This is a genomic window from Variovorax paradoxus (genome assembly GCF_030811855.1).
Classification (GTDB): Bacteria; Pseudomonadota; Gammaproteobacteria; order Burkholderiales; family Burkholderiaceae_C; genus Variovorax; species Variovorax paradoxus_L.
In genome coordinates, this window is record NZ_JAUSRN010000002.1 from 289,126 (window position 1) to 311,666 (window position 22,541).

A 22,541-nucleotide genomic window follows, 5' to 3' on the forward strand; every position below is an offset into this window, starting at 1 on the left:
GCCCGCGCACGGGCCTTCGGTTCAGCTGCGCTCGAGAATCGGCCAGCCGGCTTTCAGCGCATGGGCGCGCAGTCGCTGGTCAGGAGCCACCGCCACCGGATCCGACACCGCCTCCAGCAACGGCAGGTCGCTGGTCGAATCGGAATAGAACCACGACCGTTCGAGCGCATCAAGGCGCGTGCCGTGCAGCGCCAGCCACTGGTTGACGTGCATCAGTTTGTGCACGCCGAAGCAGGGGTCGCCGTCGATGCCGCCGTCGAGCGTGTCGTCGATCACCAGCGAGCGCGTCGCCAGTACGTCGGTCACGCCGAACACACGGCCGAAAGGCTCGGCGATGAAGCGGGTGGTGGCGGTCACGATGGCGCAGAGGTGGCCCGCGTCCTGGTGCTTCTTGACCAGCGCACGCATCTGGTCCGGCACGCGCGGCGAAATTTCGACCTCGAACTCCGCCGCCCATTGCCGCAGCGTGGCCATGGCAAAGCTTGCCAGCGGCGCGACGCTGACGCGATGCAGTTCACGGATGTCGAGCGTGCCGTCCACGTATTGCTGGCAGTAGCCCAGGTAGACGGTCTCGGCATCCGCCGGCAGCACGCCGCGCGCCACGAGGAAGCGCGTCCAGGCCATGCCACTGTCGTATGGGATCAGCGTGTGGTCGAGGTCGAACAGCGCGAGCTTCATCGCGGAACCGGGATCGAAGCGCGCTCCCGCCTCAGGCGGCCGATGCCGCATGGACCTGCGGCTGCAACGGCGGCCGCAGCCGGGATGGCACCTGAGGAAGTTGCAGCTGCGCCGGCAGCACGCCGCGCAGCGCATTGCACACCACCAGCTTCTGCGCCGCCTGCAGGTCTTCCAGCGACAGGCTGCGTTCCGTGGCCTCCCAGATCGAGTCTTCGATCAGTACGCCCCGCATTACGCCGGGCAGTGCGCCGTCGGCAACAGGCGGTGTCCACCAGCGCCCGTCGATGCGTGCGAACACCGTGCTGCGCCCGCCTTCGACGAGCCGCCCGTCCTCCGTGAAGAACAGGCTGTCAAAGGCACCGGCGCGCTCGGCGGTGCGCACGCCGGCATCGTAGTGCTGGCGCACTGTGGTCTTGTGCGCGGCCAGCGGGTTGGCATTGGGCAAGCGCTGGCTTGCAATGAGCAGCTTCACCGCGCCGGGGGGCAAAGGCGGAAGCGCCGAATGCGTGATGCCCATGCGCCCGTCGTACGCCAGCGAAAGGCGCAGGCGCGAAGGCTGGTCGGGTGCCAGTGTGGGCAACGCATTCCGCAGCGCCTCCATCGCGGCATCGCAGTTGAATTCGAAGCCCAGCACACGCGCGCTGCCCGCCAGCCGCCCCAGGTGGCGGTCCAGGTAGCGGATGCCGTCGCCTGGCGTGGCCAGCATGGTTTCGAACAGCTCGAAGCCGGGGTCCAAGGCGGTGAGAAAGCGCGCCTTGAGCAGGCACTCTTCGAACTCGTCGGCCGCGTTGCTGTCCTGCACGATGCCGGCGCCGACGCCCATGCGCAGCGGCCTCGCGCCCTGCGATTCCGCACCGAGCGTGAGCGTGCGAATGGCCACCGAAAGGCAGAAGTCGCCCATGGTCGCGCCTTTCGCGGGCGCCTCGATCCAGCCGATGGCCCCGCAATAAAGGCCGCGCGGCGTGCTCTCCAATTCGGAGATCCATTCCATCGTGCGATGCTTGGGCGCACCGGTGATCGAGCCGCAGGGGAACACAGCGCGCAGCAGCTCGGGCATGCCCACACCCGGGCGTAGCTTCGCTTGCACGGTCGAGGTCATCTGGAACACCGTGGCATACGGCTCGACGGCAAAGAGCATGGGCACCTTGACCGAGCCCGTGCACGCCACGCGGCCGATGTCGTTGCGCAGCAGGTCGACGATCATCACGTTTTCGGCGCGATTCTTGGTGTCGACCGACAGCAGGCGCGCCATCTCGCTGTCGCCCTCGGGCGCAACCGCGCGTGCCGCCGTGCCCTTCATGGGCCTGGCCGTAAGCACGCCGGCGTCGTGGCGCAAGAACAGTTCGGGCGAGCAAGAGAGCACGTGCGTGATGTTGTCTTCGCTGCCTTCCGGCAATGCGATCAGCGCACCATAGGCCACGGGCTGCCGCTCGCGCAGGCGACGGTACAGCGCGACGGGCGAGCCATGGCTCTGCCCGTTCAGCCGGTACGTGAAGTTGACCTGGTAGGTCTCGCCCGCCGCAATGGCGCCGTGAATGCGCGCGATGGCGTCGGTGAACGCGGCCTCGTCGATGCTGGGTTGCAGGTTCATCACGCCGGCGGGTGGCGGCTGGCCGGCTGCATGCGTGTCGTCCGCCTCGTGTTTTTCGAGCCAAGCCGCCACCTCGGCAGCCGAGAGCCTTTCGCAATCGCGGAATATCAGCACGCGCAGTGCCGAAGCATCGTTGGCCGCGAGCCTCCTCTGCCCCGCGTGAAGCAGCTTGGCGCCCCATTCGTAGTCGGCCAGCAGCACCGCGTGCAGGCCTTGCCGCAAGTCGGCATCGACGCGCGCCCACACCCTGTCGAGGCGCGCCGCGTCGGTGCACCGGTGCTCGCGCACGAAGCCCGTGTGCAGCCGGCTGGTGGGCCGCTCGGGCGTCGAGCCGCAGTCATCGAGGAGCGCGAAGGAAGGCACGGTCAGCTCCAGTCGTCCATATCGTGCTTGATGCGATGGCGGTTGGCAATCAGCTCCTCCACCGAGGGCTCGTTGTGGAGCGCACGGCGGATCGCGAGCTTGGTGGCTTCGTAGTTGGTACGGTACATGTCTTTCTTGTCCAGGTCCTGGTCCTTGGCGCAGCGCGGATCGATCCACACCAGGCTGATGATGCACAGCGTATTGGCATGTTCTTTGGGAATGATGCCTTCGATCAGGCAATCGACCACCGCGTCGGCCGTCGCGCTCTGCACCACGCCGCCGAACAGGTCGATGTTGGCCGCGTCCTTCAGCGTGACCTTGGGCACCATGATGGTCGCGGGCCGCACCAGCTGGTTGCAGGCCCGGATCGCGAACATCGCAGTGTGGCCCTTGCTCTGCGCCATCATGTTGGCAAAGGCCTGGCCCACGGGGCCGTCGGTTGCGCCGATCAGGATCTCCGGCATGGCATCGGTGAACTGGCCTTCCCTGGCGAGCACGGTGGCTTCGCCGGCATGAAAAAGATAAGGATGCGTCATAAGCACTCGAGGTTGAAAGTTGGGAAGGGAGTCATAAGCACGTGATGAGCTCGCCCTTGCCGTCGGCCGAAAGATCGCCCAGATGGCGCTCGATGCGGCGTGCCGGCAGGTCGCTGAACAATCCGCCATGGCGCGCGAGGTCTCGCGCCAGAAGCGCCCAGAACACCGGCGTTGCAGCCCGGTTGGGCACAAAGGTCAGCGCCGATCCAACGCCTTCCGGCAAGGCCGCTCCAGCCTCCACAAAGACGATGCTGCCGCGGCGCATGCCAAAGCCCGCATGCGCGCCGACACTGCCACCCACGCCGATCGTACCCGCCACCATGCGCGAGCCCAGGAACGCGCCCGCGCCGCCATGGACCAGCGCGGTGCCGCGGCGCATGCGATCGCCGAAGCGCTCGCCCGCATTGCCATGGACGATCAAGGTGCCGCCGCGCATGCCGTCCATGCTGCCGGGCAAGGTACTCGCGGCAAAGTCGCCAACGTCGCCTTTCACGTCGATGCTGCCGCCGGCCATTTCGCAGGCGGCCAGGAGGCCCGCATGGCCTTCGATGGACAGCTCGCCGCCGCGCATGCAGCCGCCCGCGTAGTGGCCGACATGGCCTTCGACGCGGATGCTGCCGCCGTCCATCTGCCATCCGATGCGGTCGAAGCGCTCCAGGCTGCCTTCGAAGCGAAGCACGCCCTCCTCGCCCGGCGCAACGTCGAACAGTTCGGCCAATGCGAGCATCTCGTTGCCATGGCCCACGGACAGCTGTTCGACCTGATCGGCCGAGAGCTCCGCGAGCGCCGCCGGCGTGATGCCGCGCAAGTCGACGCGCAATGCCGGCGTCTGCCGTACTCTGAAATGCCATCCGCTCATGAGGCATCTCCTGCATCGTCCAGCAGCTTGTGCAGATGGAAGTGGAACGGGCCCAGCTTGCCGCCATAGTTGCCGGCCGAAATGCGCAACAGCCCACCGGTGGGGCCGATGCCGATGGCCGCCTCCATGCCGACGCGCATGGCCGCGGCCACGTCGCCCTCGGTCAAGCCGTCGATCACGATCTCCATCACACAGCCGATCTCCTGTGTGGACTGGCCGCCGCTCGCCAACTCGCTGTGAGGCACCAGGCCGACGAGGCTGGGACAGAACGCATCGTTGGTCGATGCGTTCAGGTTCGCATAGCGGCTGCCGACCTTGGAGCCCGAGCGCACCACGCCGCCCGGAAACGGCATGACCACATTGGGCAGCCGCTTCATCGCCACTACCGCGGCTTCGGCGGCGGCCAGCGCGCCATCGGTGTCGCGCGCCAGCAGTAGCAGGTTGCCGCCGCCAACGGCCTTGACCACGGGCGTGTCTTCCTGTGCGACGAATTCGCCGTCCATCACCGGCACGCGCCAGTAGCGCACGCCGTCGATCACCTTCGAAATCTGCCAGCCATCACCGAAGAAACGCAGGTTCTTGCCGAGCGCCGCCACGTCGCTGCCCGCGCCTTTGGGCAGGCCCGCGAACACGGCCGTGGTCGGACAGGTCAGCACGCATTGGCCGACGCGGCGTTCGAGCTGCTTGCCGAGTTCTTTGCCCGACATGGAAAAAATCAGCACGCTCACACCGGGGCGCCCATCGGGCGTTTCATGCGGGCCGAGCTCGCGCTCGATGCCGGCCTCGCAGCCACAGGCGATCACCGAGGTGGCGAAACCGGTCGCCGACACGCCGGCGTGGCGCGCCCATTCGATGTTGTGTGCCGTGATGACGATGCGCGTGGCCTTCATCGGAAAGGCTTCGGCGAAGGTTTGGTCGATGACGACGCCGTTGCGCTGCACGGAGAATGTCATGACGACGACGTCTCCTGGAAGCAAGCCGCCGGCAGCAGGCGCCCGCCGTTGCAGCACTGGCACAGCTCGTCGTGGCCAATGGCAATGTGGTCGAAGTTGACCGAGCCTTCTGCCGCAAGATGCCGGCGCAAGCGCTGCTCGATGCCGCGATCGTAGTTCGGCGCAACGAAGTGCGTGCCGCCCACCGGCGCCGCAGTGACGCGCCCCGCGCGCGACACCAGCACACCGTCCTTGAACACGTATTCGGGGGTCGCGAACATGGCCTCGCGGTCAGGGTTCTCGCGGTACACCGCAATGTCGGCCGCCGCGCCCGCGCCCAGGTGGCCGCGGTCAGGCAGGCCGAGCAGACGTGCTGGGCCGGCGCGCGTCATGATGGCAATTTCGTAGAGCGAGAGCTCGCGCGTGATCGAGCGTAGCGCGGCCTGCGCCGCCACTTCAGGGTGCAGCTTGGCCAGCTGCTCCTCGCGAAAGCTGCGGTCCATCAAGAGGCGAATCAAATGCGGGTAGCTCGTGAACGGGCCGCCGTTGGGATGGTCGGTAGTCAGCACCACGCGCCACGGATCGTCGACCAACAAGAAGATCTCCAGCCCGATGACCCACTGCAGCGCATTCACATAGCTCTGCTCGCGGTAGCGGAACGGCACCACACCGCAGCCGGCTTCGCATTCGATGTCGGCGCCGAGCCACTTGCGCGGATCGGCCAGGCCCGACTGCGCATGCTGGCGCATCGTGTCGCCCGAGGCCGTGACGGTCTGACCGAACATGATCTGGCCCACGTCGATGCTCACGTTCTTGTTCGCGTTCACCACTTCGGCCAGCTGCAGCGCGGCCGAAGAAAACTTCTTCGGTCCCTCGGTGCCGTAGGCGTGGAACTGGATGTGCGTGAGGTGCCCCGGCAGGCCGTCGAGTGCGGCGATGGTGTCGAGCGTGGACTGGATGTTGCCGGCCACGCCCAGGTTGCTACCGTGGATGTGCAGTGGATGCGGCACGCCCAGTTCGCGCAGCGCGCGGGCCAGCGTGTGCACCACCTGCCGCGGCGTGACCTGCCAGTGCACGTGGTTCTCATCGACGTCGAGCTTGCGCTGGTTGAACTTGAAGGCAGATATCCCGCCGGGGTTCACCACCTTCACGCCCATCGCCTTGCTGGCGTTGATGGTCCACCCCGCGTAATCGCGAATGCGCTCGAAATCCCAGCGCTCGGCCAGCATCCGCAGAAACAGCTCGTCGTTGCCGAGCATCACGTAGGCGCCGTGGTCGAGGATGGGCGTGTCGCCCATCTCCATGTGCGTGTGGCGCGCATTGCAGGCCATCATGGCCGGCTCGAAGGCTGCCGTGTAGCCCATCTCCACATAGCGGTAGCCGGTGGCCAGCGTGCCGGGCGTGCAGGTGCCGCAAGAGGCCAGCTCCAGCACGTTGTCGGGCAGCGCCACCGGGTTTGCGTTGGCGCGGTGGTCTTCGGGCAGCAGCATGCGCGCGAGGTTGACCTTGCCGCCGCCGATGTGGGTATGCATATCGATGCCGCCCGCCATCACGATGCAGCCGCCGAGGTCGATCTCCTCGGTGGCAGCTTCGTGCGGCGCAAGCTCGACCATGCGGCCGTCGCGCACGTACAGGTCGCGCACCTCGTCGCAACCGTTCCCAGGGTCGATGACGCGGCCGCCGCGCAGGCGAAGTGTGGCCGTCATTGCACGCGCTCCATCTTCTGTGCCTTGACCGCATGCACCAGGCGCCGGACCACCTCGCCAACGCTGGGCAGTCCGTCGTCGTGCAGCGGCCGCAGCGGCATCATCACCGAGCCGTCGGTGCGGAACAGATGACCGCCGGAACCAATGCCCGGCGTCGACACGGGAATGAATACGCCTTCGGCCGCACCTTGCGGCAAGCGCATGGCCGGATGGCCGAGCACGATGAGCGGCACGTCGGTGCCTGGCGGCGCGGGCTCGGGGCCGTAGCTCGACACCCACAGCAGCGTGTCGGCCGCGCGATCCGCCAGCAGGCGTTCTGTGTCGAAGCACAGCGGCTCGTGCTCGAGGCCTCGCGGCCCGGCGCGCGAGCGCAGCGGCAGGCCCGACAGCCAGGCGAACACCTGGTTCACGGTGGACGCGCCGTCGCCGCCGCCCAGCGGCAGCGAGGCCGCGCGCGTTGCGCGGTTGAGCGTGCCGACGATGCGCTGGATGGCCTCGATGATCAGCGCTCCCTGGGCAGGCAGGCGGGCCGATTCGTACACCAACACCGCGTAGGGGGCCGCCTTCAAACGCGCCGATAACGCTGCAAGCTCGGCGGGCACGCGATCGTCGTCCGACCGGACGCGACCCGCCACGAGCGCGGCCAACAGGGCCACGGTGTCGAACAGGTCGCCGTGCAGGGGCAAGGTCTCGATGGCCAGGTCTTCGCGTTCCCCCGCTCCGCAGCGGCGAAAGAATTCAGGGTAGTGCGCCGTAGGCTCCTCGGTCATGCAGACGATCAGGTCGGCGCGCGTGCGCACCTCCGCCAGCGTGGTGCTGAATCCGCCGCGATCCTGCAATGCGCGCAGGCCGTGCATCAGCGCCTTTCCCTGCGCGGGGTCGCAGATGGCACCTGTTTCGCATGCCAGCGCATAGAGAGCCCGCGCGCCAGCAACGTCGGTGCCGAGGCCGCCGAACAGGGGCTGGCGGCTGGCGGCCAGCAGCGAGGCGGCGGCGGCCAACGCGGTGTCGATATCGCAGTCGCGGCCGTCGACTTGCGCTTGTCCCGCGCTCGCCGTCGCGTCGAAGTTGGCCAGGCCATTGCGCGCACGCGGGCAATCGCTGCCCGTGAGCTTCAGCGGCGTGCCGGGCGGCCCGATGTCGACGCCGAAGGTGTCGCACAACAAGGGACAGAACGGACAGGTCCACGGGGCATTGCCGGGCTGCGTGGCAGTGTCGAGATCATTCATGGGCAGGCAACTACGCAAGCCATGTGCCATTCAGCCGCGAGGCCCGTGCGCCTAGGGGTAGCGCCCTATGACACACAGTTTGTGAGACATAGTGTTGCGCTTTTGGCGGTCAATGCGTGCCGGCGGGGGCCTCCGGCGGGGCATGCGAGGGCCATCGGGGATGGCACGGTTCGTGAGTGCAGCGGGTTGATGGCATGCCCCAACCACCCCCGTTGCGCCACCCCCGGCAGCTCAGCGGCGCACGCGCGGCAGTTGCAGGTCGTGCAGAGCGCTGGCCACGAGCCATGCATCGGCGCCGGCCGCGCTGGCACGCGCCAGGTCGTCCTCGCTGCGGATTCCGCCGGCGCCGATGACCATGGCAGCCGGTGCCAGGCGCCTCACCTCCTGCAAGGTTTCCAAATCGGGCCCGGCGCCGGAGCCGACGCGCTCGAGCGTCATCACGATCAACCGCTTTGGCCACAGGTCGACCGCGTCCCAGCAGCCGGCAGGGTCCAGGCGCTGGCCGTCACGCCGGTCCAGCGACAGCGCGGCGCCCAGTTGGCCTTCACCAGCGCCGCCTTCCTCCTTGGCAAAACAGCGCTCCAGCGCCTCGCGCGAACGCAGCGATTCGCTGCCGAACACCAGCACGACGCGCGAGGCAAATGGCGCCAGCTGGCTGCGCAGCGCCTGGCCGGCGGCGGCGTCGGCCAGGCCCGCGTCGAGCCAGAGCTCGACCTCGGGCAGCGCCTGCAGCAGATCGGCCAGCACCGCGATCTGCACCGCGCCGCCCTGCAGGGCATCGAGGTCGGCCACGTACAGCTGCCGCGCCGCGCAGTGGTCGCACAGGATGCGCGCCACCGTCACCGGATCGCTGCTGGCGCACAGCGCCGACACGATCGGCCGGTAGGCCTTGCGGTCGCCGCGCACGGCCCTCACCACCTGGCCCTGCAGCAGGTCGACGACGGGGATCAGGTTCAGTTCGGAAGTCATGGGGAAGAGCCCGGAAAGTGGATGATGAAATGACGACACGCGTTTTTGTTTACGAGTATCTCAGCGGCGGCGGCTGGAGCGACTACGGCGACGATGCGGCCGCCGACGAGCTGTTGCCGCTGGGCCTGTCGATGCGCGATGCCATGGTGGCGGACCTGCGGCGCGCTGCCGATTGTTCGGTCTCGGCGGCGGTCTGCGAACCGGGGAACACCCTGCCCGCCGGCGCCGTGCCGCTGCGGCCGCGCACCAACGAATCGGCCTTCGACTTCGTGGCGCGGCAAAGCGCGCTGCACGACCTGGTGTGGCTGGTGGCACCCGAAACGGACGGCCTGCTGGCGCGCTTTCAGCGCACGGTGGGCAACGCGCGCTGGCTCGGATGCAGCGTCGAAGCCATCGAGCTCACGGCGGGCAAGAAGGCCACGCTGGCGCACCTGGCCGCGCATGGTGTGCAGACGACCCTGGCTTTTGCCAATGCACCCGATATCACGCGCTGGGTGGTCAAGCCCGACGATGGCGCCGGCGGCGTGGCCACCCACGTGCACACCCGCCATGCGGATGCGCTCGAAGATCTGGCACGTCGAACCGTAGCCGGCGCCACCTTGACGCTCGAGCCCTGGATCGAAGGTGAAGCCCTGAGCCTCTCGCTGCTGTGCACGGCGCAGAATGCCGAAATGCTCAGCATCAACCGCCAACGCATCTCCATCGATCCGCACGGACGGCTGTCCTTCGACGGCGTGAGCGTCGATGCCGTGGGCCAGGGCGATCCGCGCCGCGTCTCCTTGGCGGCATTGGCCCAGCAGGTGGCGCATGCCATCCCCGGGCTGCGGGGCTTCGCGGGCATCGACCTGGTCTGGCATCCGGAGCGCGGGCCGGTGGTGATCGAAGTCAATCCGCGTGTCACCTGCGCCTATGTCGGGCTCTCGGCGGCGCTGGGCCGCAACCTGGCCGCGGAGCTGCTGGCAGACCGCCTGCACGGCGGCGGTACCCAAGAACGGGAACTTGCGCGTGCGGTCGCCTGAACGCATCACCATCGGGTGGGACATCGGCGGCGCGCACGTCAAGGCCTGCTTGCTGCAAGGCGGCGAGGTGGTCGACGTGGCGCAATGGGGCTGTCCGCTCTGGCAGGGGCTCGACCATTTGACGCGCGCTCTGCAAGCCGCAGAAGCGCGTTGGCCCGGCCTCGGCGCAGCGAAGCATGCGGTGACCATGACGGGCGAGATGGTCGACCTGTTTCCCGATCGCGAAGCTGGCGTGCGCGGCATTGCCGCGGCGCTGTCGGCAGCGCTTCCCGTGCCGCCGGGCGCCCTGCACTTCTTTGCCGGAGATGCCGGTTGGTGCGCCACCGCCGCCGACGTCTCACGGCATTGGGAACACATCGCCTCGGCCAATTGGCTCGCCACCGCGCGGCATGCGGCGCTTGTGTTCCCTGAAGGCGTGCTGGTCGACATCGGCAGCACCACCACCGACCTCATCGCCTTCGGCAACGAGGGCGTGCTGACCACCAGCCGCACCGACGCCGAACGCCTGGTGAGCAGCGAGCTCGCCTACCACGGCGTGGTGCGAACCCCGGTATGTGCGCTGACGCAGCGGATCGAATGGCGCGGCCAGGCACGGCACGTGATGAACGAGTTCTTCGCCACCACGGCCGACGTCTACCGGCTGTGCGGTGAGCTCGACCCGGCGCACGACCTGTACCCGAGCGCCGACAACGCGGACAAAGGCCTGCCCGCAACGCGCCAGCGCCTCGCGCGCATGGTGGGGCTGGACGAGCGCGACGCCTCCGCGGGCGAATGGCTGGATCTTGCGCGGGTGTGGCGCGCAGCGCAGGTCGAAGCCATTGCCGGGCAGTTGCGCCGGGTGCTGGCCGCGCATGCGCTCTCGCGCGAGGCTGTGATCGTGAGCGCGGGTTGCGGTGCCTTCCTGGTGCCCGACCTTGCCGCCGCGGCCGCCGCCGAAACGCCCGGCTCCGTGCCGCGCCGCTTTGCCGCCTATGGCGGCGACGTCGCGAGCGTGGCCCGCCATGCCGCCGAGGGCACCACCACCTGGGCACAGGTGTGCGCACCGAGCGTCGCGGTGGCGGCGCTGTTCGAAAGGGAGCACGACTGATGTGGGTCGTCAAGATCGGCGGCAGCCTTTGTTCGGACCCGGTGCTGCCGCAATGGCTCGACCTTCTGACGCAGATCGGCGGCGGGCGCGTTACCGTGGTCTGCGGCGGCGGCACCTTTGCGGATGAAGTGCGGCGCGTGCAGTCGCACTGGCAGTTCAACGATCTGGCGGCGCACAACATGGCCGTGCTGGCCATGGCACAGACGGCCTACCAGCTGCATGCGCTGAATCCGGGCCTGCAGCTGGCCACGCGCAAGACCGACATCCCCGACCTGCTGCGCCAGGGAAAGACGGCCTTGTGGCTGCCGCTCGAATTGCGGCGCGACCACCCCGACGAGCGCACCGGCTGGGACGCCACGTCGGACACCATTGCGCTCGATCTGGCGAAGCATCTCAATGCCGAGCAGCTGGTGCTGGTCAAGTCGTGCGCCATCGATCCACAGATGACGCTGGCGGAGCTCGGCGATGCCGGCGTGCTCGACCAGCAGTTTGCCGCACAGTCCGACGACGCGGCATTTCCGATCACGCTGCTTCACAAGAACCAGCTGGCGATCATGCGTTCGCTGCTGCTGGGCGAGGCCACCTTCACGCCGCGCTGAACAACGGGCTTGCCGCGCAAGAAAGCTCAGGCCGCCGCCGGCTCCAGGGCGGCCTCGCCATGCAGCAGCGCGGCCAATGCCGCGAGCCGCTCCGGGCAGAGCGCCGTCTTGCGGTCCGCCACGCACACTGCGCTGCGGAATCCCGCGAAGTCGGGCGCCAGCGCCTGCAGCAAGGGAATGTGCGCCACGCGCAGCGCACCCGCCGCACCGGCCATTCGGCCCGACGCGCGCACCTTGGCCACGAAGGTGCGCAAGTCTGCCATCGGCACCGCATCGAACAGGCTGCCGGCGAGCTTGTCGGCGGTGTCGACCATGATCCCCGGAAAATCGAGTGCACAGGCGTGCGCGATCAGCGCAGCGTCCAGCCCGTTGTCGGCAATGAAGACCGGCACCACCGGCCAATCGCAGGCTGCGAGCGAATCGAGTACCGCAAAGGCTTCATGGCCTCGCTCGATGCCGACCTTCACGTAGTCCACGCCGCAGGCACCCACCGCGTCCACTTGCGCACGAATGCGGTCCAGCGCATGCATCGGCAGGTCACCGATGGTTGCGCTCACGGGCAGGCCGATGCCATGCGCGCGCAGTGCCCCTACGATGGCGCCGATGGTCGCTACCGGCAAGCCGCCCAGCGCGCCGTCGCTGGGCTCCTTCAGGTCGATGAAGTCGGCCCCGCCGCGCGCCGCGATCAGGGCTTCGTCCACGCTGCGCACGCTCACCAACATGCGCGTCATGATGCGCGCTCCGGCATGCCGGCACGGTGCTGCGCGACCGCGGTGCGGAGCCACTCCCAGGCTTCGCGCTCTTCGGGGCCGGCGGTCTTGTCGATCGCAATCTGCAGGTAGGTCATTTCGGTTTCCACTTTTTCAGGGGGCAGCATGTGAAGGCGGCTGACCAGCACGGCCCCCTCGATCACCGCGGCCTGTGCGCGGTTGAAGCCGACGAAGGGCGCGTGCGTGGCCTCGTGCACGGCCGCCATGCGCAGCACCGGGCGCTGTGCGTCGTCGCGCTGCTCGGCCAACTTCAATTCGACGTGGCGCAGCGCGGCGGCGAGCCGCACGCCTTCGATGCGTTCGGCCGGCAGCGTGGGCCACACTTTGCGGCCCGTCACGCAACCCGCGAACACGCGCGTGTCGCATACGATGTTGAGCACTGCATGGCCGGTGGCCACGATGTTGTCGTGCGTGGTCGAGGGCTTGAACGGCATCAGCAGGATGCCGCCCTCCTGGTAGCGGATGCCCATGGGCGCCACGTGCGGTTGGCCGCCGGGCGACACCGTGGTCACCACGGCTTCGAAGATCTGGTCGTTCATGAGGGTGATGGCGCGGTGGTCGCGCTCACGGCGCCGGGCTCGGCGGCGTTGTTGTTGTCGTTCTTCTTCGCTGTCTTCATGGTCGTTCCGGGTGCGCACCAGCGGGCGAGGTCTTCGGTAGGCCTTGGCGCAGCGCAGCCCCAGTCCAGCGGCTGGTCCTGCACGTAGCGCTTGCCCAGCTGCCAGGCTATCTCGGCGCGCGCAAGCTCCACGCCCATGTAGAACGCATGGTCGGCATCGTCCTGCAGCTTGAGCTGCGGCCAGAGCTCGAACGCGCCCTGCCCCAGCCGCAGGCCGTCGCGGTTGTACACGTGCAGGCCCAGCGGCGAAATCTGCACGCGAAAGTTCGGGTCGCGCACCTGCGAGGCGATCTCGCCGATTTCTTCGGGCGTGTCGGGAAACGGGTGCTTGGCGTGCACCGTCATCAGCGCGTCGCTCATGCCCTTGGGCAGCGTGGCGTTGCGTGCCGCTGCATGCATGATGCGCCGCGCCCAGTCGGCCTCGCTCACCGCGCGGCGTGCATGCTGGCTCACCTGGGTGGTCAACACGGCCGCCACGTTGAGCTCGGCCGCAATGCCGAACAGCACGGCGTTGATGCCGCTGGTGTCGGCCTCGGTCAGCTCGGTGAGGTTGCCGACGCCGAGCATGATCGGCGCATCGGGAAAACGCTCGCGCAGCCGGTGATAGCGCACGATCGATGCCGTGAGGCCGAACGGAATCGGATCGAGGATCGAATCGGCCAGGAAGGCGCGGCCGCGCTGCTGCATCAGCGTCACCGCCTCGTACAGCGATTCTTCATCGGCCGGAACGCGCGGAATCAGCACCGGTGTGGATTCAACTTCGTCGGCGATCCACAGCGTGTCGAGCGTGAGGCTCAGCAGGTAGTCGGCACCGGCCTTGCCGCCGGTCAGCAACTCTTGCGCCTCGCTCGAATCGACGCTCACCTGGAAGCCTTCGGCCTTCAAGGCACGCACGCTGTCGGCCAGATGGTCGAAGCGCGTCTCGGGCAGGCAGCCCAGGTCGATGACGTTGGCACCGTCGGCTGCCAGCAATCGCGCGCGATCGATGATCTGCGGCACCGTGAGGCGCGGCGCGTCGACGATCTCGGCAAAGATTGAGACCTCGTACTCGTTGAGGTCGACGGCAAGCGCACTGCGGTTGAAGTGGCGCGGCAGGTCTTTCAGTTCTTGCGGGCCGCGCTCCACCGGAACACCGAAGTGAAGGCTCAGGGCCTCGACATCGCCGCGGCAGCGGCCCGGCACCATGATGCGGTCGGCTGCGCGCGGCGTGGCGCCCCCGCCCTCGGCCTCGGTGACCACCGGTGCGGCGACGCGGCGACGGATCATGTCGGCCGTCATCAGCGCTGCCACCTGCAACCCGATCTCCCGTACTTCCCACGTGAACGGTGCCGCCTCGATACCCGCCAGCACCCGCGTGAGGCTGGCTTGGGCGAGGCGCCCGGTCAGGAAGACGATGTGTTCCATGCGAGAGAGAGTTCCTTCATGCGTGCATCGAGCACGGCTTCGAGTTCGGCCGGCGACGCGACCACGTGACAGAAGTCGATGCCGCGCAGCCGCTCCACGTTGTCCAGTTCGATGCGCCGCGGACGCAGCGTGACCCAGTCATGCGGCGACTTGGTCACCACCACCGGTTCGGTATCACATGCAAACACGATGCCAGGAATGCCGAGCTTGCCGGCCTGGGCGAACATGTTGGTCGGCAGGCTGTCGCTGATGCCGAAAGCGCATTTGGCCACCGTGTTGCTGGTGGCGGGCGCCACCACCACCGTGTGATACACGTCGTCGTAGAGCATGCCCACCGGCACGCCGCTCGCGGTCTTATCGCGAAAAACGCGAAAGCGCTCCTTTAATGCCTCGATGTGCAGCTTGTAGATGGGCAGCACCTCCTCGGCAGCGGCCGAGAGGAACAGGTCCACCGACGGCAGCCGCGAGGCGAGCGCCAGCGACTCCTCCAGGAAGTGGCCGGAACCCGTGATGCACCACGCGATGCGCGAGCGCGGCGGCGCGGCCGCGAGCGGTGGTTCTCCGTCTTCGACCGCCAGGGCCGCGCCGCGTGGATCGATCTTGCTGCCCGTGGCCGGTGGCTCCCCGTTCGTCGTCATGTCCAGCGAGCCTGCCGGCTCAATCGGGTGGAGAGATTTCGATGTGAAGCTTGTGGAGTTTTCGGTACAAGGTGTTGCGGCTGACATCGAGCGCCTTGGCGACGTTGCTCACGTTCCAGCGATGCTGCTCGAGCATCTGCAACAGCACTTGCCGCTCGTTGGCCTGGATCGGGTTGAGTTTGACGGCGGGTGCCGCGTCGGACGGCGCGGCGTCCGCTGAAGCTTCCGCGGGCTCGGATGCAGCAGGCAGCGCGGCATAGGCCGAGACGGGCGAAGGCACCACCCTTGCGGCCAGCGACGGCAGATGTTCGCGCGTGATGGTCTTGCCGTCGGCCAGCGCGGCGGCGCTGCGCAGCACGTGGCGCAGCTGGCGCAGGTTGCCGGGCCATGCATAGGCCATGAGCAGGCGTTCGGCGTCTTCGCCGAGGCGGCTGTCGCTACCGCCCTCGTCCTTCAGAACGTCGTGGATCAGCTCGCGCTTGTCGGTGCGGTCGCGCAGCGGGGGCAAGTCGAGTTCGATGCCGGCCAGCCGGTAATAAAGGTCTTCGCGGAAGCGGCCTTCGCGCACCAGGCTTGGCAGGTGTTGATGGCTTGCGCTCACGAGCTGAAAGTCGACCGGATGCGTTTCCTCGGTGCCGAGCGGCGTGACCTGGCGCTCGTCGAGCACGCGCAACAGGCGGGCCTGCAGTTCCAGCGGCATGTCGGCAATTTCATCGAGGAACAGCGTGCCGCCGTCGGCTTGCAAAATCTTGCCGCGCCGGCCGCTGCGCTGCGCACCCGTGAAGGCGCCCGCCTTGTAGCCGAAGAGCTCGGATTCGATCAGCGTCTCGGGCAGGCTCGCGCAATTGACGGCCACGAAGGCGCCTTCGGCATGCGGGCTGGTCTCGTGGATGGCGCGCGCGAACACCTCCTTGCCCGAGCCTGTTTCGCCGCACAGCAGCACGGGCGTGCGGCGCGCGACCACACGACGGGCGGTGTCCAGGTGCGCAACGAGGCGTGCGTCCTTGAAGGTGCGAATGCCGGGCGCGCGCGGGGCCGATGGGCGCGACGGTGCGCGGAAGGCTTCGACACCGGTCTCCGCCACGATGGGACCCGAACCCGCGCCGACTGCACGCGTTGCGCGCGACGGCGTTGCCGCATCGGAGGCGGGCCGACGCGCCACCGCAAAGAAGCGCAGCGCCGCGTTGGCTCGGTAGGCGACCACCGGATGAAATGAAGAAGAAAGACTGCGCTGCACGATGTCTTCGAGCGAGGTCTGGAACAGATCATCGATGCGCTGCGTGCGGATCTCGTCCATCGTCTGCACGCCGAGCTGGAACAGCGCGCTGCGGTTGGCCGCGAGAATGCGTCCGTCGTCGCCCACCGCGAGCTTGCCTTCGTGCAGCGTGTAGACGAACTCCGGCCGGCTGTGGAAGTGCAGCGGATGCGCATTCGAGAAGCGCTTGTCGATGAGCCGGTTCTCGATCATGCGTGCCGTCATGCCGAGCAGCACCAGCACGTGCTGCTGCATCAGGCTGGAGCGGCTGGTCACGTCGAGCACGGCGATGATCTCGCCGGATGGATCGAACACCGGCACCGCCGAACAGGTGAGCTGTGTGAAGTGGCTGAAGAAGTGTTCTTCGCGCCGCACGGAGATCGGATGTGCGGCGGCGAGGCAAGTGCCCATGCCGTTGGTGCCGGCCTCGGCCTCGCCCCACATGCCGCCTGCGCGCAGGCCCATGGGCTCAGCCTCGGCCGCGAACTCGGGCGAGGACACCATGTGCACGATGACGCCGTCGGTATCGGTCAGCACCACGGCGGATTCCGCATCCGCGAGCTGCTGGTAGAGCGTGGTCATTTCGTAGCGCGCGCACTCGATCACGTCGGCATGCTGGTTGCGCCGGCTCTGCAAGGCCGAAGAAGCAACGATCACGGGCTCCCGCGGGCGGCCGGGATCGAGCTGGTACTGATTCAGGCAACGGCTCCAGGAGCGCGTGACCAGATCATTGCCCTCCTCGTGGAAGCCCCGCCTCACCACGTCGAGCACACGGTCGGCGTGCCTGTCGCCTTGTCGCAGCGTCACTGTCATTGGATTACTCCGGCGCGTTCCATATGTCTCCTTGGTCGGCCCATTGTTATTCCTGCTGAGTTACTGCGCACCGGGTGAAACACCAAGCACTCGCAGCAGCCCTGCGGCGGGTCCGATCTCTGGCCTGCATTTTGCAGATGAATCCTGTCGTTGGCTGACTTGCCTGCTGTCCGACACACTTTCAAACACATTCGAATCACTGGAGACACCCCTTGAACACCAGCTCGCGTCCTTCCAACGCTCCCTTCGCTTCGACTGTCTCGCATGCGGAGGCGACTGTGCCCATGGACCTGATCTTCATTGAAGGCTTCAGCGGTCAGACGGTAATCGGCATCCATGATTCGGAGCTGCATCAGGCGCAGCCGCTGGTGATCGACGTGCATGCCGGCGTGCCGCGCGCGCGCGCCTGCGACACCGACCGCATCGGCGACACGATCGACTACGGCGTGGTGCGCGAACGGCTGGTGCGTCTTATGGCCGAGCACCGGCTGCAACTGCTCGAGGCCTTTGCCGAGGCCATTGCCGATATCCTCATCGACGAGTTCGGAGCCAGCTGGGCACGCGTGAAGGTGGTGAAGCCGCGCAAGTTCGACGACGTGCAGGCGGTGGGCGTGCAGATCGAACGCCATGCGCCCACGCATCGCGCTTCCAAGTCGGCCCCAGGTGCCACGGTGCTGAACTTTCTCGCCAGCGGCATGGTGCCTGCCAAGCACTGAACAGTGCCCTCCGCCGCCTCTTGCGGCGGAAGATGGAAAAAAACCGACGCGGTTCACGCGTCGGTTTTTGTTTGTGCGCTTCAAAGACGGAAGGCTTACAGATGGGCGGCGAACGGGTGCGCCGTCGTGCCCTTCTTGTCCACCACCTCGGCGGCGGTCGGCAAGCCAGCCACTGCGCGCTGGATGGACTCGCGGGTGGCCTGGTAGTTGAAGTCCTGGATCTTCTTGTCGTCGTCGGCAAGCCAGTGGATGAACACGCCGACGCAGATGAACAGGTTGTCCGCCTCCGCCATGGGGATGGTGCCATCCTCGACACTGTCTGCCACTGCCAGGGCCACGCCGCGCTGCGCCGGGCCGAACATCTGCACCGCCTGCTTTGCGCCCTTGATGGTCACTTTGTTGAACATCACGGTAGCCGGTTTGGTCAGCAGGTTGGGCGCCACGACTGCGAGCAGCGAGGTGAAGCCGTCCTTGTTGTTCGTCAACGCGTTGGCGAAGGCGGTCTCGGCAGCGCTGCCGCGCGGCCCGATGATCAGGTCGATATGGGCTACTTCATTGCCGTCGCCAACAAGCGATTCGCCCACCATCAGTCGATCGATTTTTGCCATGGTTTCGAGTCTCCTCTCAGAGGTCCAAGGTGATTAGGTTCATTACGACACCGGTCAGGAAGACCAGCGCAATGCCATGGGTATCACGATCCGTGCCATGCGCTTGCCGCATCGCGCGTGGGCGCCGCGCACGAGCGGATCCAGCCTGAAAGCAGCAGCGCCGCCACGGTGAAATCGGCGCTTGTCCCAGGGTTGACGCCTGCGGCCTTGAGCGAAAGGTCCCACTCGGCAAAGGCAGGATCGGCATCGAGCACGGTGCCGGCGGCGGCACGCTCGCGCCAGCCTTGCGCCGCCGTCATGACAGTGTGTGCCACGCGCTCGCCGTGTTTTCGAACAATGTGTGAATCGGGAAAGGCACCCAGGCAAGCGAGGTAAAGCCGTTGGACCGAAGCCACAGTGGCTGTATCCGGCGGCGTCTCCGCATCGGCGGGCGCCTCCACGCAGCCAGGCTGGAAGACCGGTGCCTGGAACGCCAGGGCGAACAGGTCGGCAAAGCCGTCGCGGTACTGGCGCGCAATGAGGTCGCGGTCGGCGGCCAGCGCCATGGCGGCGCGCAGGTCGATGGTGGGGGCGTCGTGCACGTCCTGCTCTGCGGCGCTTCCGAGGCCGCCCGGATGCGCGCGCGCGATGGCCCTGTAGGCGGCACTGGCGTCGTCGATGTCCAGCGTGGCCAGCACGCTCTCAATGGCGGCGCGCAATGCAGCGGGCGTCGCGGCGGCGGGATGCTGTTCGATGGCGAGTGCAACCGGGGCGCACAGCAGAAGGATGCCGAGGTTGGTGTTGCATCCCGCCACGCCCCATGTGGCCTCCACCGCGGCCTCGATGCGCTCGCCTACGGAGCGGCCGGTCTCGAACAGCGGCACGGCCGCGGCGCGCGCGCTGGCGATGAACATCGACGCCTGCATGCCATGGCCGGGCGAAGCCAGGCTCACGTTGCCCGGCTTGCGCACCGCCACGTCGAGCCAGCAGGCCCGAAGGAAACAGGCCCGTGCGCGCTCGATGGCCTCTGCGCGCATGGCCATCAGGCGCGGCGCTCTGGCGCAACGCCCGCCTGCGCGGCGCTGTGTGCCTGCGCCAACTTGCGGTCGATCAGGTCATCGACGATGGCGCGTGCGATGTTGAAGCCCGTGACGCGCTGCAGGCCTTGCCACGCGGCCACGCCGTTGACCTCCAGCACCTGGATCTTCGGCCCGCTGGCGGCGGCAATGAGGTCCACGCCCGCATAGTCCATGTCGAGCGCCCGGGCCGCGCCTTCGGCCATCTGCGCGAGCGCTGGCTCCAGCTCGGCCGGCTCGCAGCGTGCGCCCTGCGCGACGTTGTGGACCCAGTGCGTGCTGACGCGCCGCATTGCCGTGATGGCACGCCCGCCCACCACCATCACGCGCCAGTCGAAACCAGGCGATGACATCGGCGGAACGAAGCGCTGCAGATAGGCCAGGCCCGCATAGCCGGCATCGATGTCGGGCATGGGGTGGTGCACGCCGTCGACCTTGCCCACGAGCCGGAGGTTCTTGCCTTGCGATCCGAACAAGGGTTTGAGCACCAGCGCATGTCCCGCCGCCACCTCGCGCATCGCGATGCGCCGCGCCTGCGCCGCCGACTCGGTGGCCCATGTGGCCGGTGCCGGTATGCGCGCGGCATGCAGCAGCAAGCTGGTCATCGACTTGTCGACCGTGCGCTCGATGGCGCGCGCATCGTTGTAGACCGGCACGCCGAGTTCGCGCAACGCATGCAGCACGCCGAGCCGCTTGGTGACCTGCTCGAAGCTTCCGCCGGCAATGCCGCGCACCAGCACCGCATCGGGCAGTTCGCGCCCATAGCCAGGAATGACCAGGCCGTGCCAAGCGGCGGTGGTGTCGATGTTGCAGTCGGCCAGATCGACACAGCGCCCCACCGCGCCGCGTGCACGCAGCGCGGCTTGCAGCTGGCGGGTGTGCCAGCCGATTTCATCGGTCATGATGACGACGCGAGTGGTCATGGGCTTGCCTTCATGCTTCCTGCAGCCAAAGCCGCTGCAGCAACCCCATCTCCTGCGCTCCGCCGTGCCAGGTGTTGCCGCTGTCGATGTTGCTGACCCACACCTCGGCCGGCGCAAACAGCGCGCCGTCGATCTTGTAGAAGTCGTAGTCGACCTCCTTGAAGATGTGCGCGAAGGAACGGCCGTGATCGCGTGAATTGCGCGACGGCAGCGCACGGGCCAGCTCGCGCGCCGCGGCGTCATCGCCGCGAACCGTGAGGTGCACTCGGCCGCCGTACAGGATGGCGTCGTTGGTGCGGCCCATGGCCTCGACACCATCTGCGCTCGGCGACGGCAACGGCGCGGTGCCGGCACCATCGACGATGTTGGCAAGCGCAAAGCCCAGTTCGTGAGCCTTGTGCAGCGCCACCTCGAGCACGCGCGCCACCACCTGCGTCGTGCCCGCCAGGCTGGTGGTGGGCGTGAGGATCAGCGTCAGCGCCTCGGGAGCCAGATCGCAATCGCGCAGCAGCTTGTCGATGACGATCTTCGGCGGCGCCCGGTCGACCTCGAGCACCAGCACGCCGCAGGGTGCATGGTCGCGGTAGTCCAGTTCGGCAAAGAGTTTTTCCTTCACAGCCAGTGCACGCGCCGGACCGGAGCCGAGCGAAAAGAACTTCTTGCCACCGGTCTCTTCCTTGCTGGCCGAGAGGCTCCATCCCGCGTACTGGCTGCCCAGGCAGGCCAGCACCGGCTGCGAGCTGCGCACGTCGAGCCACGTGGGCCAGCCCTCGCCAGCCGAGCCGCTTCGCAGGTTCACATGCCCGAGCCCGCCCATGCAGATCTCGCCCACTTGCAGGCCCGCCGCCACGCTGCCGGGCGCGTCGATGCCGGCATCGACGATGTGCACGCCGGTGTCGTCACGCCGCACCCGCAATCCGAGCGCGTCGGCGTCCGCCAGCAGCCGCTCGACCAGCGGACGGGCCAGCAGGTTGACGCTCAGGCCCGCGGCGGCCGTGGGCGAGGATATATTGCTCATGCGTGGGTCTCCAATGATTGCAGCAGCCGTTCACGGCCTTCGTTCAAGCGGGTTCTCACCTCCTGCGCGCTGGTGCCGCTGGCGGTCAAGGTGCACACGGGGTCGTCGATGTCGAAACGCTGGCCCGCGGCCGGTACGTCTCGCAGTCCTGGCCATGCGGCGAGACGATCTGCCGCTGACGCATCCAGCTCTATCGCTTGGCGCGCGAAGACGATCTCGATGCCTTCGATGTCCTGCGCGGGCAAAGGCGTCGATGGCAGTTCGCCGTGCAGGCAGGCGCGCAGGTGCGCCTGAATGACGCCTGGGGTGCCTTCAGGCCAGCGGTAGAGGCTCATGCTGGCCGGCGGACGCGGGTTGATCTCGAGCACGCCAAGGGTGTCGCCGTCGCGCATGAAGTCGAGGCTGCAGAGGCCGCGCAGTTCGAACTCCACCGTCAATGCACGCGCGACCTCTGTCATGCGGTTCGCAAGCTCGTCCGCCAAAGGCACCGGCCCAACGGCACCGCAGAACACGTAGGGCCGCGTGCCAAAGCGGCGCACGCTCTGCTCGTTGAAGCCGAGCACATGAACGTCGCGGCCATTGGCGATGAAGGTGGCCGACATCGGCAGCCCGGCCATCTCGCGCTGGAAGTAGTGGTGCGGCGATGGCGGCTCGTCCATCGACCAGGGCGCATGGCGCACATGCCAGCCGCCGCAGCCGTGCGCGTCTTTCATCAGCCATCCCGCGGGGTCCTCTGGCGGCTGCAGCAACACCTGCGGGAATGGCATGACGTGCGCCGACAGAAATCCGAAGAACGCCGCCGGGTCGCGCAGACGGCGCACGGCGGCGGGCGCGGTGCCGATCAAAGGCAGCACGGCCGCGCCCTCTTCGATCAGGTCGGGCTCGCCTTCGAAGCCGCTGCCTGCGATCCAGCCGAGCACCGGCTCGCCGTCCACGCCCTCTTGTGCCAAGGTGCGCAACGCCGCCATCACGCTGGCTGCATCGATCTGCAAGCTGCCGGGCGCGCCGATCGGCAGCCAGCGCGATGCAGCGCGGCGCGTGTCGGTATCGCCGAAGAGATCGAGCGCGACGACCTTGAAGCCATCGCTTGCCGCCGCCTCGGCCATGGCGCGCGCGGAGATGGCGGCAACAGCAATCGTCGGCATTTTTTTCGA

General features: G+C 67.8%; 22 protein-coding genes. 4 read left to right on the forward strand and 18 right to left on the reverse strand.

What is annotated here, in order from left to right; genetic code table 11:
• Nucleotides 1–21 precede the first annotated feature (21 nt).
• The 8 genes from J2X92_RS06225 to J2X92_RS06260 form a co-directional block, all read right to left on the reverse strand.
• A complete protein-coding gene (locus J2X92_RS06225; protein WP_307574264.1) occupies nucleotides 22–678 on the reverse strand; it encodes an HAD family hydrolase in 657 nt (218 codons plus the stop codon).
• Between the two features lie 31 nt (nucleotides 679–709).
• Nucleotides 710–2,632 (reverse strand): aminodeoxychorismate synthase component I, encoded by a 1,923-nt coding sequence (pabB, locus tag J2X92_RS06230; RefSeq protein ID WP_307574266.1) that lies wholly within the window; start codon nucleotides 2,630–2,632, stop codon nucleotides 710–712.
• Nucleotides 2,633–2,634: 2 nt separating this feature from the next.
• Nucleotides 2,635–3,168 carry a formaldehyde-activating enzyme gene (gene fae / locus J2X92_RS06235; RefSeq protein WP_307574268.1) on the reverse strand — a complete coding sequence of 178 codons (534 nt, stop codon included), beginning with the start codon at nucleotides 3,166–3,168 and terminating at the stop codon, nucleotides 2,635–2,637.
• Between the two features lie 31 nt (nucleotides 3,169–3,199).
• Nucleotides 3,200–4,027, reverse strand: coding sequence for a formylmethanofuran dehydrogenase subunit C (locus J2X92_RS06240; protein ID WP_307574269.1), 828 nt, complete (start codon nucleotides 4,025–4,027; stop codon nucleotides 3,200–3,202).
• Nucleotides 4,024–4,980 (reverse strand): formylmethanofuran--tetrahydromethanopterin N-formyltransferase, encoded by a 957-nt coding sequence (gene fhcD / locus J2X92_RS06245; protein WP_307574270.1) that lies wholly within the window; start codon nucleotides 4,978–4,980, stop codon nucleotides 4,024–4,026. Before fhcD ends, J2X92_RS06240 begins: the two co-directional genes overlap by 4 nt.
• Nucleotides 4,977–6,665, reverse strand: coding sequence for a formylmethanofuran dehydrogenase subunit A (locus tag J2X92_RS06250; RefSeq protein ID WP_307574272.1), 1,689 nt, complete (start codon nucleotides 6,663–6,665; stop codon nucleotides 4,977–4,979). The genes fhcD and J2X92_RS06250 overlap by 4 nt, the downstream gene beginning before the upstream one ends.
• On the reverse strand, nucleotides 6,662–7,894 hold the full coding sequence (locus tag J2X92_RS06255; RefSeq protein ID WP_307574273.1) for a formylmethanofuran dehydrogenase: 1,233 nt from the start codon (nucleotides 7,892–7,894) through the stop codon (nucleotides 6,662–6,664). Before J2X92_RS06255 ends, J2X92_RS06250 begins: the two co-directional genes overlap by 4 nt.
• A 231-nt stretch (nucleotides 7,895–8,125) precedes the next feature.
• A complete protein-coding gene (locus J2X92_RS06260; protein WP_307574274.1) occupies nucleotides 8,126–8,863 on the reverse strand; it encodes a HisA/HisF-related TIM barrel protein in 738 nt (245 codons plus the stop codon).
• Nucleotides 8,864–8,892: 29 nt separating this feature from the next.
• On the opposite strand from J2X92_RS06260, the gene J2X92_RS06265 reads away from it, so the two are divergent.
• From J2X92_RS06265 to J2X92_RS06275, 3 genes are read left to right on the forward strand one after another with little or no spacing between them, the layout of a single operon-like run.
• Nucleotides 8,893–9,882 carry an ATP-grasp domain-containing protein gene (locus J2X92_RS06265; protein ID WP_307574275.1) on the forward strand — a complete coding sequence of 330 codons (990 nt, stop codon included), beginning with the start codon at nucleotides 8,893–8,895 and terminating at the stop codon, nucleotides 9,880–9,882.
• Complete coding sequence (locus J2X92_RS06270) at nucleotides 9,869–10,969, forward strand: hydantoinase/oxoprolinase family protein (protein WP_307574277.1); 1,101 nt, start codon at nucleotides 9,869–9,871, stop codon at nucleotides 10,967–10,969. The genes J2X92_RS06265 and J2X92_RS06270 overlap by 14 nt, the downstream gene beginning before the upstream one ends.
• Nucleotides 10,969–11,568, forward strand: coding sequence for an amino acid kinase family protein (locus J2X92_RS06275; RefSeq protein WP_307574279.1), 600 nt, complete (start codon nucleotides 10,969–10,971; stop codon nucleotides 11,566–11,568). Before J2X92_RS06270 ends, J2X92_RS06275 begins: the two co-directional genes overlap by 1 nt.
• 26 nt (nucleotides 11,569–11,594) lie before the next feature.
• Here the strand turns inward: J2X92_RS06275 and J2X92_RS06280 are convergent, their stop codons facing one another.
• Genes J2X92_RS06280 through J2X92_RS06300 form a run of 5 tightly spaced genes read right to left on the reverse strand, consistent with a single transcriptional unit; the run spans nucleotide 11,595 to nucleotide 17,067 of the window.
• A complete protein-coding gene (locus tag J2X92_RS06280; protein WP_307574280.1) occupies nucleotides 11,595–12,299 on the reverse strand; it encodes a (5-formylfuran-3-yl)methyl phosphate synthase in 705 nt (234 codons plus the stop codon).
• Nucleotides 12,296–12,877, reverse strand: a complete 582-nt coding sequence (locus tag J2X92_RS06285) for a DUF447 domain-containing protein (RefSeq protein WP_307574282.1) — start codon at nucleotides 12,875–12,877, stop codon at nucleotides 12,296–12,298. The genes J2X92_RS06280 and J2X92_RS06285 overlap by 4 nt, the downstream gene beginning before the upstream one ends.
• Nucleotides 12,874–14,361 carry a DUF6513 domain-containing protein gene (locus J2X92_RS06290; RefSeq protein WP_307574285.1) on the reverse strand — a complete coding sequence of 496 codons (1,488 nt, stop codon included), beginning with the start codon at nucleotides 14,359–14,361 and terminating at the stop codon, nucleotides 12,874–12,876. The genes J2X92_RS06285 and J2X92_RS06290 overlap by 4 nt, the downstream gene beginning before the upstream one ends.
• Nucleotides 14,340–14,999, reverse strand: coding sequence for a flavoprotein (locus J2X92_RS06295; RefSeq protein WP_307574287.1), 660 nt, complete (start codon nucleotides 14,997–14,999; stop codon nucleotides 14,340–14,342). The genes J2X92_RS06290 and J2X92_RS06295 overlap by 22 nt, the downstream gene beginning before the upstream one ends.
• A gap of 19 nt (nucleotides 15,000–15,018) precedes the next feature.
• The gene (locus J2X92_RS06300) at nucleotides 15,019–17,067 is read right to left on the reverse strand and encodes a sigma-54-dependent Fis family transcriptional regulator (protein WP_307574289.1); all 2,049 of its coding nucleotides are present in this window, start codon (nucleotides 17,065–17,067) and stop codon (nucleotides 15,019–15,021) included.
• A 284-nt stretch (nucleotides 17,068–17,351) separates the two neighbouring features.
• Between J2X92_RS06300 and J2X92_RS06305 the strand changes: the two genes are divergently transcribed.
• On the forward strand, nucleotides 17,352–17,783 hold the full coding sequence (locus J2X92_RS06305) for a dihydroneopterin aldolase (protein WP_307574730.1): 432 nt from the start codon (nucleotides 17,352–17,354) through the stop codon (nucleotides 17,781–17,783).
• 95 nt (nucleotides 17,784–17,878) lie between these two features.
• On the opposite strand, the gene fae (J2X92_RS06310) is transcribed toward J2X92_RS06305, so the two are convergent.
• The 5 genes from fae (J2X92_RS06310) to J2X92_RS06330 form a co-directional block, all read right to left on the reverse strand.
• On the reverse strand, nucleotides 17,879–18,391 hold the full coding sequence (gene fae / locus J2X92_RS06310) for a formaldehyde-activating enzyme (protein ID WP_307574291.1): 513 nt from the start codon (nucleotides 18,389–18,391) through the stop codon (nucleotides 17,879–17,881).
• A gap of 83 nt (nucleotides 18,392–18,474) precedes the next feature.
• Entirely contained in the window at nucleotides 18,475–19,413 is a 939-nt protein-coding gene (locus J2X92_RS06315) for a triphosphoribosyl-dephospho-CoA synthase (RefSeq protein WP_307574293.1), read from the reverse strand.
• Complete coding sequence (locus J2X92_RS06320; protein ID WP_307574295.1) at nucleotides 19,413–20,369, reverse strand: ATP-grasp domain-containing protein; 957 nt, start codon at nucleotides 20,367–20,369, stop codon at nucleotides 19,413–19,415. The genes J2X92_RS06315 and J2X92_RS06320 overlap by 1 nt, the downstream gene beginning before the upstream one ends.
• A gap of 10 nt (nucleotides 20,370–20,379) precedes the next feature.
• Nucleotides 20,380–21,387 (reverse strand): methenyltetrahydromethanopterin cyclohydrolase, encoded by a 1,008-nt coding sequence (gene mch, locus J2X92_RS06325; protein ID WP_307574297.1) that lies wholly within the window; start codon nucleotides 21,385–21,387, stop codon nucleotides 20,380–20,382.
• Nucleotides 21,384–22,532, reverse strand: coding sequence for an ATP-grasp domain-containing protein (locus J2X92_RS06330; RefSeq protein ID WP_307574299.1), 1,149 nt, complete (start codon nucleotides 22,530–22,532; stop codon nucleotides 21,384–21,386). Before J2X92_RS06330 ends, mch begins: the two co-directional genes overlap by 4 nt.
• Between the last annotated feature and the right edge of the window lie 9 nt (nucleotides 22,533–22,541).